This is a genomic window from Pseudomonas protegens (assembly GCF_013407925.2).
Lineage (GTDB): Bacteria > Pseudomonadota > Gammaproteobacteria > Pseudomonadales > Pseudomonadaceae > Aquipseudomonas > Aquipseudomonas fluorescens_AP.
In genome coordinates, this window is record NZ_CP060201.1 from 3,530,153 (window position 1) to 3,549,183 (window position 19,031).

Here is a 19,031-nt window from a genome sequence, read left to right on the forward strand (position 1 = left end):
AAGACGTCCCTGCGAGTGATGCAAGGTTTCGCGGCCTGTTCGCCGGCAAGCCGGCTCCTACAGGTCCGTGGCAGGGTCAGCGGACGTTGAGCACGATGCCGACCCGGGTCAGCCATTCGGCTTCCAGGGCGAAATCGGCCTGGGTCAGCTGGTTTTCATCCAGCCAGTGTTCCGGGAACTCCACGTCCAACTGATCGCCGCTGGCGCGCAGGCTCACCTGGGGCATCTGCTGGGTGCCGCGGATGTGGTGGAACAGGATGGCAAAGCGCAGCAGCACGCACAGACGGATCAGCTTGATGCCGTCGTCGCCGAACTCGGCGAATTTTTCCTTGGGAATGTTGCGGCGGTGGCCACGCACCAGCAGCGCCAGCATCTGCTGGTCTTCCCGGGAGAAGCCGGCCAGGTCCGAGTGCTCGATCAGGTAGGCGCCGTGCTTGTGGTAGTGGTAGTGGGCGATATCCAGGCCCACTTCGTGGACCTTGGCGGCCCAGCCCAGCAGTTCGCGCCAGACGCCGTCTTCCAGGTCCCAGTCCGCGGCGACCTGGTCGAAGGCGCGCAGGGCCTTGCCCTCGACGCGCGAGGCCTGTTCCAGGTCGACGTGGTAGCGCTCCATCAGCGAGCTGAGGGTGCGTTCGCGGACGTCTTCGTGGTGGTGACGACCCAGCAGGTCGTAGAGCACGCCTTCACGCAGGGCGCCTTCGCAGTGGTCCATGCGTTGCAGTTCCAGGGCGTCGAAGATGGCTTCGAGAATCGCCAGGCCCGCCGGGAAGATCGCCCGGCGGTCGGGCTTGATGCCTTCGAAGTCGATCTTCTCGGCATCCCCCAGCTTGAACAGCTTTCGCTTGAGCCAGGCCAGGCCCTCGGCGTTGACCTCGCCACTGCCCTGGCCGCCGGCCTTGAGGGCCAGGCCGATGGCGCGGATGGTTCCGGACGAGCCGATGGCTTCGTCCCAGGTCAGGCGATGCAGGGCATGTTCGATGCTCATGATCTCCAGGCGCGCGGCGGTGTAGGCCTGGGCGTAGCGGGCCGGGGTGATCTTGCCGTCGCGGAAGTAGCGCTGGGTAAAGCTCACGCAACCCATCTGCAGGCTCTCGCGCAGCAGGGGCTCGAAGCGCTGGCCGATGATGAATTCGGTACTGCCGCCGCCGATGTCGGCCACCAGGCGCTTGCCCGGGGTATCGGCGAGGGTGTGGGACACCCCGAGGTAGATCAGGCGGGCCTCTTCACGGCCGGAGATGACCTCCACCGGGTGGCCGAGGATCTCTTCGGCGCGGCGAATGAACTCGCCACGGTTGCGCGCCTCGCGCAGGGCGTTGGTGCCGACGATACGCACGGTGCCCGGCGGCATGCCGTTGATCAGTTGGGCGAAGCGCTTGAGGCAGTCGAGCCCGCGCTGCATGGATTCTTCGTTGAGCTGGCGTTCTTCGTCGATGCCGGCGGCCAGTTGAACCTTTTCTCCGAGCCGCTCGAGAATGCGGATTTCACCGTTCCGGGCCTTGGCCACGACCATGTGAAAGCTGTTGGAGCCCAGATCGATCGCGGCGATCAGGGACAGATTCTTGGCTTGGGATTGGGGCATGGTTGGGGGTCTCGGTCGATAACCTCGCCATCCTGCCACGATCAACGGCCTGCGCCAACGCGCAGTGTCCAATGCGTTGATTCAACGCACAAAACCCGTGGCAGGCGATGCTCTCGCTGTTTGCCGGCCAGCCGGCTGTTGCGAACGAGCCGCCTCAAGCCGGCTCGGTGCTGCCGATGAAGTTCGCCAGTTCGGCGGTCTGCGGGTTGGCGAACAGTAGTTTCGGATCGCCCACTTCGTGGACCTTGCCCTGGTGCATGAACACCAGTTTGTCGCCGACCTCCCGGGCAAAGCGCATTTCATGGGTGACCATGATCAGGGTCATGCCGTCCCGGGCCAGCTGGCGCACCACGCTGAGCACTTCATTGACCAGCTCCGGATCCAGGGCCGAGGTGATCTCGTCGCACAGCAGCACCTTGGGCGACATCGCCAGGGCCCGGGCAATGGCGACCCGTTGCTGCTGGCCGCCGGACAGCCGATCTGGAAACGCATCGAACTTCTCCGCCAGGCCGACCCGGGCCAGCATCTGCCGCGCCAGCTCGGCAGCCCGGGCCTTGGGCACCTTTTGCACCACTTGCGGGGCGAGCATCACGTTCTCGCCCACGCTCAGGTGAGGGAACAGGTTGAACTGCTGGAACACCATGCCGACCTTCTGACGCAGGCTGCGCAGATCGGCGCGGGCGGCGTCCAGGTATTCGCCGTCGACCTCGATCACCCCGTCGTTGATCGACTCCAGGCCGTTGAGGGTGCGCAGCAGGGTGCTCTTGCCCGAGCCGCTGCGCCCGATGATCGCCACCACCTGGCCTTCCTCGATGCTCAGGTCGATGCCTTTGAGCACATGGTGGTCGCCGTAGTATTTATGCAGGGCGGAAATTCTAAGCAGAGGCATGCAGTCTCCTTTCCAGGTAGCGGGCACTGAGGGACAGGGGGTAGCAGAGCAGGAAGTAACCGAGGGCCACCAGGCCGTAGACCATGAAGGGCTCGAAGGTGGCGTTGGCCAGCATGCTGCCGGTCTTGGTCAGCTCGGTGAAACCGATGATCGAGGTCACCGCGGTGCCTTTGACCACTTGCACCGAGAAGCCCACGGTGGGCGCCACGGCGATACGCAGCGCTTGCGGCAGGATTACGTAGCGCAGTTGCTCATAGGAATTGAGCGCCAGGCTCGACGAGGCTTCCCACTGCCCATGGGGAATCGACTCGACGCAACCGCGCCAGATCTCCGCCAGGTAGGCGCTGGTGAACAGGGTCAGGGCGATGGCGGCGGCCAGCCAGGGCGAGATATCCACACCCAGCAGGGCGATGCCGAAGAACACCAGGAACAGCTGCATCAGCAGCGGTGTGCCCTGGAACAGTTCTATATAGAGGCGGGCGCAGGAGCGGGCCCAGCCCTTGTCGGAGATTCGCAGGGTCATGACCAGCAGGCCGATCAGGCCGCCGCCGACAAAGGCCACCAGGGACAGCAGCAGCGTCCATTGCAGGCCGCTGAGCAGGTTGCGCAGGATGTCCCAGAAACTGAAGTCGCTCATCGGCTGTTCCTCAGGATGTAGCGCTGGCCGATCCAGTTCAGCCACTGGCGGATCAGCAGGGCCATGCACAGGTAGATCAGGGTGGTCAGGGCGTAGGTTTCAAAGGCGCGGAAGTTGCGCGACTGGATGAAGTTGGCGGCGAAGCTCAGCTCTTCGGTGGCGATCTGCGAGCACACCGCAGAACCCAGCATGACGATGATGATCTGGCTGCACAGGGCCGGCCAGACCTTGCCCAGGGCCGGTAGCAGTACTACGTGGCGAAACGCCTCGAAGCGGCTCATGGCCAGGGCCGCGGCGGCTTCCAGCTGGCCCTTGGGAATCGCCTGGATGCCGGCGCGGATGATTTCCGTGGAATAGGCGCCGAGGTTGATCACCATGGCCAGCACCGCCGCCTGCCACTCGGAAATCTGCAGGCCCAGGGACGGCAGGCCGAAGAAGATGAAAAACAACTGCACCAGGAACGGGGTGTTGCGGATCAGCTCGACGTAGACGCCGAAGATCGTCGCCAGGGGCTGAATCCGCCAGGCCCGCACCAGGGCGCCAATGATCCCCAGGCTGACCCCGAGCAAGGTGCCGATGGCGGTCAGCTCCAGGGTGAACAGCGCGCCGCGCAGCAGCAGGCCGGTGTTTTCCAGCACCGGCAGGAAGTCGAACTGATAAGCCATGCTCAAGCTCCGGGCGGGCGGTCAAAGGTCGGCCGGCAGCGGCTCCTTGAGCCACTGCTGGGAGTTCTTCTCCAGGGCGCCGTCGGCCTTGGCGGCCGTGAGGATCTGGTTGACCTTGTCCAGCAGCTCCGGCTGGTTCTTGTTCACCCCGACGTAGACCGGCGAGTCCTTGAGCTTGATCTTCATCGCCGGGATGCGTTTCGGATTGCGCTGGCTGATGGCGACCATCACCACGTTGCCGCTGGCGATCAGGTCGACCTGGCCGGCGAGGTAGGCGGCGATGGTCGAGTTGTTGTCCTCGAAGCGCTTGATGGTCGCGCCCTGGGGCGCCACGGCGGTCAGTTCGATGTCCTCGATGGCGCCGCGGGTGACGCTGATGGTCTTGCCCTTGAGGTCGCCGAGGCTGGCGATGGCCGCGTCGGGCGGGCCGAACACCGCGAGGTAGAAGGGCGCGTAGGCTTTCGAGAAGTCGATGACCTTTTCCCGCTCGGGGTTCTTGCCGAGGCTGGAAATCACCAGGTCGACCTTGCCGGTGGTGAGGAACGGGATGCGGTTGGTGCTGTTGACCGGGGTCAGCTCCAGCTTGACCTTGAGTTGCTCGGCCAGCAGGCGTGCGGTGTCGATGTCCAGGCCGCGGGGCTGCATGTCCGGGCCCACCGAGCCGAACGGCGGGAAATCCTGGGGCACGGCCACCTTGAGGGTGCCGCGGGCGATCACCTCGTCCAGGGCGCTGGCCTGGGCCGGGGCCTGGCTCAGCAGCAGGCTGGCGAACAGGGCAGAGAGCAGGGCGCAACAGCGTTTGGTCATGGCGAATCTCCGCAAGTCTTGGGAAGTGAATGCTGTGTGGCGACAGAGCACAGGCCATGCCAAGACCCGGAAAAGGCCGTGGAACTGCGGTTTGCAGTGGCTTTTCGGTCTTACTGGTCTGAACAGTTGGAGGCCTTTTCGCACCTGGATCGAGCATCGCGGGGCCGCGCCGAACCCCCGTGGGGCACGACTTGCCGGGTTCGGCGAATAGCTTTACAAGGGAGCTTTTCCCGCACCGGTCAGCCGCCAATCCATGAACTCGATCACCCGTGCCGTACCCGAAGTGGCCCTGCAAGCCATTCGCCAATTGATCACCGAACGGGGCTTCGGTCCGGGGGATGCGCTGCCCTCGCAGCGGGAGCTGGCGGTGCAACTGGGGGTCAGCCGGGCGTCGCTGCGCGAGGCCTTGTCATCCTTGAGCGCCCTGGGGCTGATCAGTGTGCAGCCGGGCAAGGGGGTGTTCGTCCAGGCGCCGGAAACCCTGCCTGCCGGTGCCGGATTGAGCTGGCCGTTCGCCGCCCAGGCTTCGCCTGTGGATATCTTTCAGTTGCGTTATGCCCTGGAGGGGTTCGCTGCGGGCCTGGCGGCGGTGACCCTGACCGCCGATGAGCTGGATGTGCTGGAAGACAATGTGCAGGCCATGCGCCGTGAGTTGCGGGCCGGGGATTTCGAGGCGGCGGCGCGGCTGGACTTCGAGTTTCACCAGAAGATCCTCCTGGCCAGCGGCAATCAGGCGATGCTGAGCATCCTCAGCGCCAGTGCCGAGATCTTTCTGGAGAGTCAGAAGCTACCGTTCATCCGCCCCGAGCGGGCCATGGAAACCTGGCAAGAGCATCGCAAGATCCTCCGGGCCCTGGTCCGGCACGCTTGCGGAGCGGCGCAAAAGGCCATGCAGGAGCATGTGCGCAATGCGGCCCTGCGCACTGGAATCGCCTTCGTCACCCCCGCATCTTCCTGAGCTGAGCTATACCCAAACTCATGGGTCACCATAGTGAGAGTCAATCATCTCCGGCTTCCTGAACGCGGGAAGGGCAGATATGATGGGCCACGTTTTTTTGCTTACAACCTGGAGAATTCCATGAGCAGCGATCTTATCAAACACGTCAGCGACGCCAGCTTCGAGGCCGACGTACTCAAAGCCGAAGGCGCTGTACTGGTCGACTACTGGGCTGAGTGGTGCGGCCCATGCAAAATGATCGCTCCGGTTCTGGACGAAATTGCTGAAACCTACAAAGGCAAACTGACCGTCGCCAAGCTGAACATCGACGAAAACTCGGAAACCCCGGCCAAGCACGGCGTGCGTGGTATCCCGACTCTGATGCTGTTCAAGAACGGCAACGTCGAGGCCACCAAGGTCGGCGCACTGTCCAAGTCGCAATTGGCCGCTTTCCTCGACGCCAACATCTAAGCGTCGATTTCAGTGCCCTGGAAAAGCCCCGCAAAATGCGGGGCTTTTTCGTAATTGAGGGCTAGACGCTCCGAAACTCAGGTGTTACATTCGGCCCCGCACTGGTTTCTCCAGTGCCCCCTGCAAGCTGTCGCCGACGCTCTCCTTTTCGAATAAGTACGCGATCCTGTCGCCTTCTCTGCGGCGCGGCCTCATTAAGCCAAAAGCTTAATTTCCCCCCTCTATAAATGATTACGTCATTCCTATATGAATCTGACTGAACTCAAGCAAAAGCCGATTACCGAACTGCTCGAATTGGCCGAACAGATGGGCATAGAAAATATGGCCCGTTCGCGCAAGCAGGACGTGATTTTCTCCCTGCTGAAAAAGCACGCGAAAAGCGGTGAGGAAATCTCCGGTGATGGCGTGCTGGAGATCCTCCAGGACGGCTTCGGCTTCCTCCGCTCCTCCGACGCCTCCTACCTGGCCGGCCCGGACGATATCTACGTCTCGCCAAGCCAGATCCGTCGCTTCAACTTGCGCACCGGTGACACCATCGTTGGCAAGATCCGCCCTCCCAAGGAAGGCGAGCGTTACTTCGCGCTGCTCAAGGTCGATACCATCAACTACGACCGCCCCGAGAACGCCAAGAACAAGATTCTGTTCGAAAACCTGACGCCGCTGTTCCCGACCGTGCGCATGAAGATGGAAGCCGGCAACGGTTCCACCGAAGACTTGACCGGTCGTGTCATCGACCTGTGCGCGCCGATCGGTAAAGGCCAGCGTGGTCTGATCGTTGCTCCGCCGAAGGCGGGCAAGACCATCATGCTGCAGAACATCGCCGCGAACATCACCCGTAACAACCCAGAAGTTCATCTGATCGTGCTGTTGATCGACGAGCGTCCGGAAGAAGTGACCGAGATGCAGCGCACCGTGCGCGGCGAAGTGGTCGCCTCCACCTTCGACGAGCCGCCAACCCGTCACGTGCAAGTGGCCGAGATGGTGATCGAGAAGGCCAAGCGCCTGGTCGAGCACAAGAAGGACGTGGTGATCCTGCTGGACTCCATCACCCGTCTGGCCCGCGCCTACAACACCGTGATCCCGAGCTCCGGCAAGGTCCTGACCGGTGGTGTCGATGCCCACGCCCTGGAGAAGCCGAAGCGTTTCTTCGGTGCCGCGCGCAACATCGAAGAAGGCGGCTCGCTGACCATCATCGCCACCGCGCTGGTTGAAACCGGCTCGAAGATGGATGAAGTGATCTACGAAGAGTTCAAGGGTACCGGCAACATGGAACTGCCCCTGGATCGTCGTATCGCCGAGAAGCGCGTATTCCCGGCCATCAACATCAACAAGTCCGGCACCCGCCGTGAAGAGCTGCTGACCGCCGACGACGAGCTGCAGCGCATGTGGATCCTGCGCAAGCTGCTGCATCCCATGGATGAAGTCGCGGCCATCGAGTTCCTGGTCGACAAGTTGAAACAGACCAAGACCAACGATGAGTTCTTCCTGTCGATGAAGCGCAAGTAAATCGATCAGGCCAGCAAGAGCCGGGGAAACCCGGCTTTTTGCTATCTGACATTCTCTATTCTGAACCTGTGGGTTCGGCGCTAAACTGCCCGCCCCGAATGCCACGGCGAAAATGAGGCTCACGCATGCAGTATCGCGACTTGCGCGACTTTATCAGTGGCCTGGAACAGCGCTCGGAACTCAAGCGCATCCAGGTTCCGGTGTCCCCAGTGCTGGAAATGACCGAGGTCTGCGATCGCACCTTGCGTGCCAAAGGCCCGGCCCTGCTGTTTGAAAACCCCACCGGCTATGACATTCCCGTGCTCGGCAACCTGTTCGGCACCCCCGAGCGCGTGGCCCTGGGGATGGGCGCCGAAGCCGTCAGCGAACTGCGCGAAATCGGCAAGCTGCTGGCTTTTCTCAAGGAACCGGAGCCGCCCAAGGGCTTGAAGGACGCCTGGTCCAAGCTGCCGATCTTCCGCAAGATCATTTCCATGGCGCCCAAGGTGGTCAAGGATGCGGTGTGCCAGGAAGTGGTGATCGAGGGCGACGACGTCGACCTGGGCATGCTGCCGGTACAGACCTGCTGGCCCGGCGACGTCGGGCCGCTGATCACCTGGGGCCTGACCGTGACCAAGGGCCCGAACAAGGACCGGCAGAACCTGGGCATCTATCGCCAGCAGGTGATCGGTCGCAACAAGGTGATCATGCGCTGGTTGAGCCACCGTGGCGGCGCGCTGGATTACCGCGAATGGTGCGACAAGCACCCGGGCCAGCCGTTCCCGGTGTCCGTGGCCCTGGGCGCGGACCCGGCAACCATTCTCGGCGCCGTGACCCCGGTGCCGGACAGCCTCTCCGAATACGCCTTCGCCGGCCTGTTGCGGGGCAACCGCACCGAACTGGTGAAGTGCCGTGGCAACGACTTGCAGGTTCCGGCCACCGCCGAAATCATTCTCGAAGGGGTGATTCACCCCGGCGAAATGGCCGATGAAGGTCCGTATGGCGACCACACCGGCTACTACAACGAAGTCGACAGCTTCCCGGTGTTCACCGTGGAGCGCATCACCCATCGCATCAAGCCGATCTACCACAGCACCTACACCGGCCGGCCACCGGATGAGCCGGCGATCCTCGGCGTGGCGTTGAACGAAGTGTTCGTGCCGATCCTGCAGAAGCAGTTCCCGGAGATCACCGACTTCTACCTGCCGCCCGAAGGCTGCTCCTACCGCATGGCGGTGGTGACCATGAAGAAGCAGTACCCGGGGCATGCCAAGCGCGTGATGCTGGGTGTCTGGTCGTTTTTGCGACAGTTCATGTACACCAAGTTCGTTATCGTCACCGACGACGATATCAATGCCCGGGACTGGAACGATGTGATCTGGGCCATCACCACGCGCATGGACCCCAAGCGCGACACGGTGATGATCGACAACACCCCGATCGATTACCTCGACTTCGCCTCGCCGGTGTCCGGCCTGGGGTCGAAGATGGGGCTCGATGCCACCCACAAGTGGCCCGGAGAAACCACCCGAGAGTGGGGCCGGGTCATCGTCAAGGATGAGGCGGTCACCCGCCGGATCGATGCCATCTGGAATCAGTTAGGAATAGATTGATGCGTGTAACCTTGCAGCCCTCCGGAGCGGTGCTTGAGACGCTGCCCGGCGAGCGGATTCTCGATGCGGCGCGGCGCCTGGGCTATGAATGCCCGCAGAGCTGTCGCAATGGCAACTGTCATGTGTGTGCGGCGCTGCTGGTGGAGGGCCGCGTGCAGCAAGCCGGCGATGTGCGTGATCACGGCGAGTTCTACACTTGCATTGCAGAGCCGCTGGAAGACTGCATCGTGCTGTGGGATGGCGTCCTTGCGCTGGGAGAGTTGCCGGTGCGCAGCCTGTCGTGTCAGCTCACTGAATGCCTGGAAGTCGGCGGCGATGTCTGGCGCGTCAGACTGCGGGCTCCGGCCGGCAAGCCGCCGCGCTATCACGCGGGCCAGTACCTGATGCTGGAGCGGGATAACGGCGAGAAGTCGGCGTTCTCCCTGGCGTCGGCGCCCCATTGCGGGCGGGATCTGGAGTTGCACGTACTGGTGCGCGAAAACAGTGCGCAAAGCCTGATGCAGCAGTTGCAACGCGAGCGCATGGCGCGGATCGAGATGCCGTTCGGCGATACCCACCTGGCCGAGTTGCCGGACGGTCCGCTGGTGCTGATCGCCGCCGGGACCGGCATGGCGCAGATGCACAGCCTGATCGAGCACTGCCGGGCCAAGGGCTTCAAGCACCCGGTGCATCTGTATTGGGGCGTGCGCCGGCCGGAGGACTTCTACCAGCTGGAACACTGGGATGAATGGCAGCGCTTGCCCAACCTGTATCTGCACAAGGTGGTCAGTGACCTGTGCGGCTGGGAGGGACGCTGCGGCATGCTGCACGAGGCGGTGTGCGAGGACATCACCGACCTGTCCGCGGTGCATGTCTATGCCAGTGGCTCGCCGGCCATGATCTACGCTACCCTGGATGCGCTGGTGAATGCCGGGATGGACGCCCATCAGATGCGGGCCGACGTGTTCGCCTACGCTCCGCGACCCTGACTGCATCCGGTCGGGGCGCTTCTTTATAACTCTGTATATAGCCCATCGGTATTTATCTAATTAAATAAATGCCGGTAGGTTATATATAAGCCTTCAACTTGAAAGTGCTGCGCTAGTGGCACTTAACTTGCCGTGAAACTTTTGTGTCTTGTAGTTACTGCCAGGCGTTCTATTCAGTAACTTCTTTTACGCGGGGAGCAGAACGCTATTCGCCATGACAGCCCTTGAATCCAGTTATCTGAATCTGGCTTACCCTCCGCGGCTCGATCTGGGGCCGCAGCTGACCCACGAACAACTTCGCAGCTCCATGCAATCCACCATGGCCCGGCACAAGGGCGGGCCGGTCTGGCTGTTCGCCTATGGCTCATTGATCTGGCGCCCGGAGTGTTCGGCGGTCGAGCGCATGCGCGGCCGGGTACATGGTTATCATCGCGGTCTGTATTTGTGGTCCCACGAGCACCGCGGCACGCCGGAGATGCCGGGCCTGGTGTTCGGCCTGGATCGCGGCGGCTCCTGCAGCGGCTTTGCCTACCGGCTGCCGGAAGAGCATCTGGATGCTTCGCTGTACGCCCTGTGGCAGCGTGAAATGCCTTATCCCTCGTACCGTCCGCACTGGCTCAACTGCCGTCTCGAGGACGGCAGCCAGGTCCAGGCCCTGGGATTCGTGCTGGAGCGGCACCTGCCCAGCTATGCCGGCAATCTGCCGGATCATGTGCTGAGCCAGGTGTTCGAGAGTGCCTGCGGGCGTTATGGCACCACCCGCGATTACGTTGAACAGACCGTTCAGGCCCTGCGCAACCACGCCATGCCGGATCGCAATCTGGAGGCGCGGCTCAAGCGCTGCAAGGGCGTTGCGGCCCATTGATGGCAGCCGCCCTCAGCGGACCTGCACCACCACCTTGCCCACCGCCTTGCGCTGGCCCAGATCATCGATGGCCCGGGCGGCTGCCGTCAGGGGATAGACCTGGGACACCAGCGGCTTGAGCTTGCCCGCGGCGAACCAGTCGAACAGCTGCTGGAAATTCGCCGCGTTGTCCTGAGGCTGGCGCTGAGCGAAGGAACCCCAGAACACCCCCACCACCGCCGCGCCCTTGAGCAGCGCCAGGTTCACCGGCAATTCGGGAATGCGTCCGCTGGCAAAGCCCACCACCAGCAAGCGGCCGTTCCAGGCGATGGAGCGCACCGCCTGATCGAACAGGTCGCCGCCCACCGGGTCGTAGATCACGTCGGCGCCGTTGCCGTCGGTCAGGCGCTTGATCTCGTCCTTCAGGTTGCTTTCGCTGTAGTTGATCAGCTCATCGGCACCGGCGGCCTTGGCCACGGCGAGCTTTTCCGCGCTGCTGGCGGCGGCGATCACCCGGGCGCCCATGGCCTTGCCGATTTCCACCGCCGCCAGCCCGACCCCGCCCGAGGCACCGAGCACCAGCAGGGTTTCGCCCGGTTGCAGGTGGCCGCGCTGCTTGAGGGCGTGCATCGAGGTGCCGTAGGTCATGCTGAACGCGGCGGCGGTGTTGAAGTCCATGGCGGCGGGAATCGGCAGCACGTTGTAGCCCGGCACTGCCACCTGTTCGGCAAAGCTGCCCCAGCCGGTCAGGGCCATGACCCGGTCGCCGACCTTGAGATGGCTGACTTTCTCGCCCACCGCGCTGACCACGCCGGCGGCCTCGCCACCGGGGGAAAAGGGAAAGGGCGGCTTGAACTGGTATTTGCCCTCGATGATCAGGGTGTCCGGAAAATTCACCCCAGCGGCATGCACGTCCAGGAGGATCTCGTTCTTCTTCGGCACGGGACTTGCGACCTCTTCCAGCACCAGCGTTTCGGCGGGGCCGAAGGCTTTGCACAGCACGGCTTTCATCAGGGCTATTCCTTTGGGGTTGGTGGCCGATAAGTGTAGGAGTGTGAATCAGGCGGTCAATGAGCATGCCCGGCCCTGATGGGCAGCCATAAGCTTGTGCTTGGGCTCAGGCGGGCGGGCCTTTATGCTAGGCCGCAAACCGGATTAAGGAGCGAATTGTGAAAGCGTGGATCATGTTGCTGCTGGCCCTCTCCCTGCCCATGGCAGCCGGGGCTGAAGAGGCCAAAGAAGGTGAAGCACCGAAAGTCAGCTACATCAGCCTGAGTCCGCCCTTTGTCGGCAACTACGGCCTGGATGGCGGCCCCAAGCTCAAGGTCTACAAGGCCGACGTGGCCCTGCGAGTGACCGGCGACGCTTCGGCCCAGGCGGTCAAGGCCAACGAGCCGCTGATCCGTAACCAACTGGTGGCGCTGTTTGCCCAGCAGACCACTGAGACCATGAACAACGTCGAGGCCAAGGAGAAGCTGCGCCAGGAAGCCCTCAAGCAGGTGCAGCAAGTGATGAACGACGAAACCGGCAAACCGGTGGTGGAAGACCTGTTGTTCAACAACCTGATCATCCAATAGGCCTGCCCGCTGTAGGGCCTGGCTTGCCAGCGAAGACGCCCGAGAGGGCGACGCAGGGCTGAAGCCCCTTCGCCGGCCAGCCGGCTCCTACAAGGTACGGGTCACGAGGCCAGGCTTTTGCGAAAGCGCGCCAGGGCGATGGCGAAGAACACCAGCCCGATCGTCGCCAGGGCCAGCAGGTCGGGCCAGACCACACTGACGCCCGCATCACGAAACAGGATCGCCGCGCTGAGGCTGACGAAGTGCGTGGATGGCGAGCCCTGCATCACCCATTGCAGCCATTGCGGCATGCTGTCCAGCGGTGTGCTGCCGCCGGACAGCAGCAGCATCGGAATGATCACCGGGATCGCCAGCAGGCCGAATTGCGGGGTCGAACGGGCCAGGGTGGCGAGGAAGATTCCCAGGGCGGTGCTGGCGAACAGATACAGCGCCGTGACCATCAGGAACAGCCCCATGGAGCCCGCCAGGGGCACCCCCAGCACGCCCTTGACTATCACCTCCAGCGATATCCAGGTGCACAACACCACCACCAGCATGTTGCTCCAGACCTTCGCCAGCATGATCTCCAGCGCCGTCAGCGGCAGCACCAGCAGGTGATCGAGGGTGCCGTGCTCGCGTTCGCGCAGCAGCGCGGTGCCGGTGAGGATGATGGCCAGGATGGTGATGTTGTTGACGATCTGGATCACTGCCAGGAACCAGCCGCCTTGCAGATTGGTGTTGAACAGGGCGCGGGTGGTCAGCAGGGCCGGGGCCTTGCTCGCGGCATCCGCCTGATTGGCGTAGCTGAGCAGCTCGCGCTGGAAGATCCGACCGATGTAGCCGGCGCCCATGAACGCCTGGCTCATGGCGGTGGCATCGACGTTGACCTGCACCGCCGGCTGGCGGCCGGCCAGCAGATCACTCTGGAAGTTGGCGGGGATGTTGATCACGAAGGTGTACTGGCCGCTGTCCATCACTTCGTCCAGTCGGTTGTAGGGCAGCGATACCGGGGCCTGGAATTCGGGTGGTTGCAGGGCTTCGGCCAGCTGTCGCGACAGCGCGCTGTGGTCCTCATCCACCAGGGCCACGCTGGCGTTGTGCACGCCGATGACCGAGCCGGCCGCCGGCAGGTAGATGGCCACGGTGAAGGCGTAGAACAGGAACAACAGCAGGACGCTGTCGTGGCGCAGGCTGGTGAGCTCCTTGAGACCCAGGCGCAGGATATGGGCGAGCCGGTTCATCAGACCTCCTGCTTTTTCAACATGACCAGGCTGAGCCCGGTGAAGCCAAGGAAGAACCCGATCAGGGCCAGGCACTGAGGCCAGAGCTCACGCAGGTCCAGGGCCTTGGTGAAGGTGCCGACGGCGATGTCGAGGAAGTGCCCGGCGGGGAACAGCTGTCCCATGATCGCCGCCGATCCCTCCAGCGACGAGCGCGGCACGATCAAGCCGGAGAACTGGATGGTCGGCAGGCTGGTAATGATCATGGTGCCGAGGATCGCGGCGATCTGGGTGCGGGTGAAGGCCGAGATCAGCAGGCCCATGCTGGTGGTGGCCAGCACGTAGAGCACCCCGCCCAGGGCCAGGGTCAGGCCGCTGCCCTTGAAGGGCACGCCGAACAGCCAGCGGTTCATGGCCACCAGCAAGCCCAGGTTGATCAGGCTCACCACCAGGTAGGGCGCCTGCTTGCCCAGGAGGAACTCCAGGCGGGTCAGGGGCGTGGCATAGAAGTTGGTGATCGAGCCCAGTTCCTTTTCGCGAACGATTCCCAGGGCGGTGAGCATGGCCGGAATGAACGCCAGGATCAGCGCCATGACCCCGGGCCCGATGGCGTTGACGCTGACCACGTCCTGGTTGTAGCGAAAGCGCGTTTCCAGCTTGGCGGCGGGTCTTGCGTTCAGTGCCGGGCTGCTGTGTTCGGCCAGGAGTTCGAGGTTGGCCTGGTGTACCGCCTCGACGTAGTTGCGGCTGGTTTCCGCGCGAAACGGCATGCCGCCGTCCAGCCAGGCGGCCACTGTCGGCTGGCGCCCGGCATACAGGTCGCGGCCGAAGCCGGGCGGGATTTCCAGGGCCAGCTTGATCTCCGAACGCTGCAGGCGCCGGTGCAGTTCAGGGGCGCTGCGGATGCTGGGTTTTTCCTCGAAGTAGCGCGAGCTGCGAAAAGCCTCCAGATAGGCGCGGCTTTGCGGCGTCTGGTCCTGGTCGTAGACGGCGAAGGCGAGCTTTTCCACATCCAGGGAAATGCCGTAGCCAAAGATCACCATCATGAAGATCGCCCCCAGCAGGGCGAAGCCCAGGCGTACCTTGTCCCGCAGCAGTTCCTTGCCTTCGCGGGTGGCCACCGCCAGCAGCCGGGCCAGGCTCAGGCCCGAGCGTGGAGCGGCGATGGCATGTCCGGCGGCCGCCGCCGGAGGAGGCGCTGGCGCGGCCTCCGCGGTTCCTTGGGCCTCTTCCAGGCAGCGGACAAAGGCGGCTTCCAGGGTGTCGCCGGCAAACTGCTGTTGCAGCGCCGCGGGTGTGTCGCAGGCCAGTACCTTGCCGGCGTGCATCAACGAAATGCGATCGCAGCGCTGGGCTTCGTTCATGAAGTGAGTGGACAGGAAGATGGTCACGCCCTGTTCCCGGGACAGCTCGATCAACAGGCGCCAGAAGTCGTCACGGGCGGCCGGGTCGACCCCGGAAGTGGGCTCGTCGAGGATCAGCACTTCCGGACGGTGCAGCACCGCCACCGCCAGGGACAGGCGCTGGCGCAGGCCCAGGGGCAGGGCGCCGGATTGCTGCTCGGCAATCGCCCCGAGATCGAAGCGCTGGATCAGTTCCTCGATGCGCGGGCCGCTTTCGGCTTTCGGCAGGTCGAACAGGCGGGCGTGCAGCTCCAGGTTCTGGCGCACGCTGAGCTCGCCGTACAGGGAAAAACTCTGGGACATGAAGCCGACCCGCTTGCGGGTGGCCAGGTCCTTGGCGTCCACCGGGTTGCCCAGCAGCTTGGCGCTGCCTTCGGTGGCGGGCATCAGTCCGGTGAGGACCTTCATGGTGGTGGTCTTGCCGCAGCCGTTGGAGCCGAGGAAGCCGAAGATCTCCCCGCGACCGATGGCGAAGCTGACCTTGTTGACCGCGGTGAAGTCGCCAAAGCGCAGGGTCAGCTCGTGGGCCTCGATGGCGATGTCGTGGTTGTCGCCGGAGCGGGGCGGAATCACCAGTGGCTGACTGTCGTGGCCCGTGTCGCCCTGAAAGTGGGTGAAGGCATCGTCCAGCTTGCCGCTGGCGGTCACTTTCGCCAGCTCCTGGCTCAGGCCCTGGGCAATCATCCGGCCTTTGTCGAGCATCAGGCAGTGCTCGAACTGCTCGGCTTCTTCCATGTAGGCGGTGGCCACCAGCAGGGTCAGTTGCGGACGCTGCTGGCGCACGTCTTCCACCAGCTCCCAGAAGCGCCGCCGGGACAGCGGGTCAACCCCGGTGGTGGGTTCGTCGAGAATCAGCAGGTCCGGCTCGTGGATCAACGCGCAGCACAGGCCGAGTTTCTGTTTCATCCCGCCGGACAGCTTGCCCGCCGGGCGCTCGGCAAAGCGCAGCAGGTCGGTGGCCAGCAGCAGGCTGTGCATGCGCTGCTCGCATTCGTCGCGAGGCAGACCGAACAGGGTGGCGAAGAAGCGGATGTTCTCGCTGATGGACAGATCCGGATACAGGTTGCCGCCCAGGCCCTGGGGCATGAAGGCGATACGCGGATACAGGCTGCGGCGGTGGCGGCGCTGGGAAATCGCCCCGCCAAGCACCTCAAGCTCGCCCTGCTGCAGCTTCTTGACCCCGGCGATCAAGCCCAGAAGGCTCGACTTGCCGGCGCCGTCCGGCCCGATCAAGCCGCAGCGGGTGCCCGCCGGCAGGTTGAAGCTGATATCGACCAGCGCTTGCTGGGAGCCGTAGCGATGACTGATGCCGCTGGCTTGCAGCGCCAGGCCGCTCATTTCAAGTTAGCCGGCCAGTCCACGGGAGCCGTGCGCACATAACCGGCACCGGGCATTCCCGGCTTGGCCTGAGGCACGGCGGCAGGTTGAGTCAGGCGCACCTTGACCCGAAACACTAGCTTCTGGCGCTCGTCCCGGGTTTCCACTTCTTTGGGGGTGAACTGGGACTTGGCGGCGACGAAGCTGATCTTCGCCGGCAGTGGCTGGTTGGGCAGGGCGTCGAGCAGGATTCGCGACTCATCGCCAACGGTCAGGCGACCGGTCACCGAGGCCGGCAGATAGAGGTTCATGTATTGATCGTTGGGGTCGATCAGCAGCAGCACCCGGCCGCCGGCACCCAGGACTTCGCCGGGCTCGGCCAGGCGCAACTGAATGATGCCGTCGATGGGCGCCCGCAGGCTGCTGTCGTCAATCTCGCTGGTGAGCTGGGCCACCTGGGCCTGGGCGGCGCCAATGGCGGCCTTGACCGCGGCAACCTGGGCTTGGGCTGCCTGTACGGCGGCATTTCCGGTGTTCAACCGAGCCTGTTGCTGATCGATGATCTGCTGGCTGGCGAAGCCGCGGCGAAACAGTTCCTGGGAGCGCTTGAGCTCCTGGTTGGCCAGCAGTTGCTCGCTCTGGCGCAGCTGGACGTTGGCTTCGGCGGCCGACAGGTTTTCCCGTGCCCGCAGCACCTCGGCCTCGGCCTGGTTGCGCTGGGCTTCCAGGGTACGGGTATCCATGCGGGCCAGCAGTTGACCCTGGAGCACTTTGTCGCCTTCGTTGACCCGCACTTCCGCCAGGCGCCCGGGGATCTTGCTGGCGATCTGCACCTCAGTGGCCTCAAGACGGCCATTGCCCATGCTCAGGCCTTCCGGCAGGCGATCCTGGAGGGATTTCCAGTAGCCGAAGCCACCAGCGGCGAGCAACAGAATCAAGAGGGAAACAGCGAAAATGCGGGAGGAACGGTGGTTCGTCGACATGTGTTCTGCGTCCTGCGGCTATAGCGTCCAAGTCTGACAGAGCCAGGCTTTTGCCCGCTTGATGCTCGTCAAATGAAAGGGGCAAGACTAAACCTATTGTCCACAGGCTGCATGGCGATCGGGGCAAAAAAACCGCCACTGCCGCCGCAGCCCGGATCAGGCCCCGGCGACTTGGGGGATGCTCAGAGCAGGGTGAGGACGGCAGCCCATTGCTCGGCGGTGACCGGCATCACCGACAGGCGGCTGCCCTTCTGCACCAGGGGCATTTCGGCGAGGGCGGTTTGCTGCTTGAGGTAGTCCAGGCGCAGGACCTTGTCGAAGGTTTGCACGTGGGCCACGTCGATGGCGCTCCAGGCATTCTTTTCGGCGCTGGCCTTGGGGTCGAAGTAGTGGCTGTCCGGTTCCAGGGCCGTCGGGTCCGGGTAGGCCGCCTTGATGATCCGGCCGATACCGGCGATGCCAGGCTCCGGGCAGCTGGAGTGATAGAAGAAGAACTCATCACCGACGGCCATGCTGCGCAGAAAATTGCGCGCCTGGTAGTTGCGTACTCCATCCCAACGGGCTTGGCCAAGCTGCTGCAGGCCGAGGATCGAGAGTTCGTCCGGCTCGGATTTCATCAGCCAATAGGCCATGTTTCTTACCCTCCAAAGGGTGATTGGGCAGGTTGCCGGAGGATTTTATGACAAACCGACGGTCGGTTGACGCCAGCGTTTGCGTGTCGGTTCACGTTATCGCAAAATGCCGGGATTTTAAGCTTGACGCTGCTGCACGGCCTGTTATGGAAACCGTTGCTGTCATCGTGTGTGACTTGCCCGAGGGGGGGCAATCGATGAAACGCCAACCGGATTTACTATGGATTTTGGTTATTTTGTTCGGTTTGGGCGTTGTAACCACCGGTTATGCGCAAAGCTTGTGGGCCAACAAGACCGATGCTCCGATCGAGATCGCCCAACAGCCGCAACCCTTCAAGCGCTGAACCTGCCCTGGCGTCGCTGAGAGAAGGCAACGCCTATCGGGCGCAGTACCATCCCTGATCCGTCACCGTGCCTTGTAGCGGCACATCCCAGCTGGCCTGATCCAGTCTCGCGACTTTCTGGCATTCATGGGCCAGGCCCAGCAGCTTTGGCTTGCGCCAGTTCTGGCGCCGCGCCAGGTAAGCCAGACTGCGGTCGTAGAAGCCGCCGCCCATTCCCAGGCGTCCCCCCTCTTCATCGAATCCCACCAGGGGCAGGAGCACCAGATCCAGTGCCCAGACCTTGCGTTGCCGTGCGGCGTTGGTCCGCGGCTCGAGGATGCGAAAGCGGTTGGGGCGTAGTTTTTCTCCGGGCCGGATGCGCTGGAATACCATCTTGGTTCGTGGCCAGGCACTGAGCACAGGCAAGTAGGTGGCCTTGCCCCGGCGTTGGGCGGCACGCAGCAGCAGGCGCGGGTCGATTTCGCCATCGGTGGGCAAATACAGGGACAGGTGTCGGGCTCGACGAAACACCGGGTTCTGCGCCAGTTGGCGGTACAGACCACGGGCGGCCTGGCGTTGCTGGGCTGGTGTCAGGGCACGACGGGCTTTACGCAGCATGCGTCGAAGTTGCGGGCGGGAAAGCGGCGCAGGTTCGGTCATGGAGGAGGCTATGGAGAGTCGGACATGGCAGAACAGCCTACC

Annotated in this window: 19 protein-coding genes; 8 read left to right on the forward strand and 11 right to left on the reverse strand. The window is 63.5% G+C overall.

Annotation, left to right across the window (positions count from 1 at the left end):
* Positions 1-76 precede the first annotated feature (76 nt).
* From ppx to GGI48_RS16310, 5 genes are all read right to left on the reverse strand, one after another.
* Entirely contained in the window at positions 77-1,579 is a 1,503-nt protein-coding gene (ppx, locus tag GGI48_RS16290) for an exopolyphosphatase (protein WP_047306578.1), read from the reverse strand.
* 154 nt (positions 1,580-1,733) lie between these two features.
* Positions 1,734-2,468, reverse strand: a complete 735-nt coding sequence (locus GGI48_RS16295) for an amino acid ABC transporter ATP-binding protein (RefSeq protein WP_016967170.1) — start codon at positions 2,466-2,468, stop codon at positions 1,734-1,736.
* Positions 2,455-3,105: an amino acid ABC transporter permease gene (locus GGI48_RS16300; protein ID WP_047306577.1), complete on the reverse strand. Its 651-nt coding sequence runs from the start codon at positions 3,103-3,105 to the stop codon at positions 2,455-2,457. The genes GGI48_RS16295 and GGI48_RS16300 overlap by 14 nt, the downstream gene beginning before the upstream one ends.
* A complete protein-coding gene (locus GGI48_RS16305) occupies positions 3,102-3,770 on the reverse strand; it encodes an amino acid ABC transporter permease (RefSeq protein WP_103740741.1) in 669 nt (222 codons plus the stop codon). Before GGI48_RS16305 ends, GGI48_RS16300 begins: the two co-directional genes overlap by 4 nt.
* A gap of 21 nt (positions 3,771-3,791) precedes the next feature.
* The gene (locus tag GGI48_RS16310) at positions 3,792-4,577 is read right to left on the reverse strand and encodes a transporter substrate-binding domain-containing protein (protein ID WP_047306575.1); all 786 of its coding nucleotides are present in this window, start codon (positions 4,575-4,577) and stop codon (positions 3,792-3,794) included.
* A gap of 253 nt (positions 4,578-4,830) precedes the next feature.
* Between GGI48_RS16310 and GGI48_RS16315 the strand changes: the two genes are divergently transcribed.
* From GGI48_RS16315 to GGI48_RS16340, 6 genes are all read left to right on the forward strand, one after another.
* Positions 4,831-5,535 carry a FadR/GntR family transcriptional regulator gene (locus GGI48_RS16315; protein WP_016967173.1) on the forward strand — a complete coding sequence of 235 codons (705 nt, stop codon included), beginning with the start codon at positions 4,831-4,833 and terminating at the stop codon, positions 5,533-5,535.
* Positions 5,536-5,655: 120 nt separating this feature from the next.
* On the forward strand, positions 5,656-5,985 hold the full coding sequence (gene trxA / locus GGI48_RS16320) for a thioredoxin TrxA (protein WP_016967174.1): 330 nt from the start codon (positions 5,656-5,658) through the stop codon (positions 5,983-5,985).
* A 246-nt stretch (positions 5,986-6,231) separates the two neighbouring features.
* Entirely contained in the window at positions 6,232-7,491 is a 1,260-nt protein-coding gene (gene rho / locus GGI48_RS16325) for a transcription termination factor Rho (protein WP_016967176.1), read from the forward strand.
* A gap of 125 nt (positions 7,492-7,616) precedes the next feature.
* A complete protein-coding gene (gene ubiD, locus GGI48_RS16330) occupies positions 7,617-9,083 on the forward strand; it encodes a 4-hydroxy-3-polyprenylbenzoate decarboxylase (RefSeq protein ID WP_016967177.1) in 1,467 nt (488 codons plus the stop codon).
* A complete protein-coding gene (locus GGI48_RS16335) occupies positions 9,083-10,051 on the forward strand; it encodes a CDP-6-deoxy-delta-3,4-glucoseen reductase (protein ID WP_179599160.1) in 969 nt (322 codons plus the stop codon). The genes ubiD and GGI48_RS16335 overlap by 1 nt, the downstream gene beginning before the upstream one ends.
* Positions 10,052-10,265: 214 nt before the next feature.
* Complete coding sequence (locus tag GGI48_RS16340) at positions 10,266-10,916, forward strand: gamma-glutamylcyclotransferase (protein ID WP_016967179.1); 651 nt, start codon at positions 10,266-10,268, stop codon at positions 10,914-10,916.
* Positions 10,917-10,928: 12 nt separating this feature from the next.
* Here the strand turns inward: GGI48_RS16340 and GGI48_RS16345 are convergent, their stop codons facing one another.
* Complete coding sequence (locus GGI48_RS16345; RefSeq protein ID WP_016967180.1) at positions 10,929-11,906, reverse strand: NADPH:quinone oxidoreductase family protein; 978 nt, start codon at positions 11,904-11,906, stop codon at positions 10,929-10,931.
* Positions 11,907-12,064: 158 nt separating this feature from the next.
* Between GGI48_RS16345 and GGI48_RS16350 the strand changes: the two genes are divergently transcribed.
* Positions 12,065-12,472 (forward strand): flagellar basal body-associated protein FliL, encoded by a 408-nt coding sequence (locus tag GGI48_RS16350; RefSeq protein WP_016967181.1) that lies wholly within the window; start codon positions 12,065-12,067, stop codon positions 12,470-12,472.
* Between the two features lie 101 nt (positions 12,473-12,573).
* Here the strand turns inward: GGI48_RS16350 and GGI48_RS16355 are convergent, their stop codons facing one another.
* The 4 genes from GGI48_RS16355 to GGI48_RS16370 all read right to left on the reverse strand — a co-directional run bounded on the left by GGI48_RS16355 (position 12,574) and on the right by GGI48_RS16370 (position 18,006).
* Positions 12,574-13,692 carry an ABC transporter permease gene (locus GGI48_RS16355; RefSeq protein ID WP_047306572.1) on the reverse strand — a complete coding sequence of 373 codons (1,119 nt, stop codon included), beginning with the start codon at positions 13,690-13,692 and terminating at the stop codon, positions 12,574-12,576.
* Complete coding sequence (gene rbbA, locus GGI48_RS16360; RefSeq protein ID WP_179599161.1) at positions 13,692-16,412, reverse strand: ribosome-associated ATPase/putative transporter RbbA; 2,721 nt, start codon at positions 16,410-16,412, stop codon at positions 13,692-13,694. Before rbbA ends, GGI48_RS16355 begins: the two co-directional genes overlap by 1 nt.
* Positions 16,409-17,374 carry an HlyD family secretion protein gene (locus tag GGI48_RS16365; protein WP_179599162.1) on the reverse strand — a complete coding sequence of 322 codons (966 nt, stop codon included), beginning with the start codon at positions 17,372-17,374 and terminating at the stop codon, positions 16,409-16,411. The genes rbbA and GGI48_RS16365 overlap by 4 nt, the downstream gene beginning before the upstream one ends.
* A 182-nt stretch (positions 17,375-17,556) precedes the next feature.
* Positions 17,557-18,006: an EVE domain-containing protein gene (locus tag GGI48_RS16370; protein ID WP_179599163.1), complete on the reverse strand. Its 450-nt coding sequence runs from the start codon at positions 18,004-18,006 to the stop codon at positions 17,557-17,559.
* A gap of 197 nt (positions 18,007-18,203) precedes the next feature.
* Between GGI48_RS16370 and GGI48_RS16375 the strand changes: the two genes are divergently transcribed.
* Positions 18,204-18,350: a hypothetical protein gene (locus GGI48_RS16375; protein ID WP_085984450.1), complete on the forward strand. Its 147-nt coding sequence runs from the start codon at positions 18,204-18,206 to the stop codon at positions 18,348-18,350.
* A gap of 33 nt (positions 18,351-18,383) precedes the next feature.
* Here GGI48_RS16375 and GGI48_RS16380 read toward each other — a convergent pair whose 3' ends face one another.
* Positions 18,384-18,989, reverse strand: a complete 606-nt coding sequence (locus GGI48_RS16380) for a 5-formyltetrahydrofolate cyclo-ligase (RefSeq protein ID WP_103740748.1) — start codon at positions 18,987-18,989, stop codon at positions 18,384-18,386.
* Positions 18,990-19,031 lie beyond the last annotated feature (42 nt).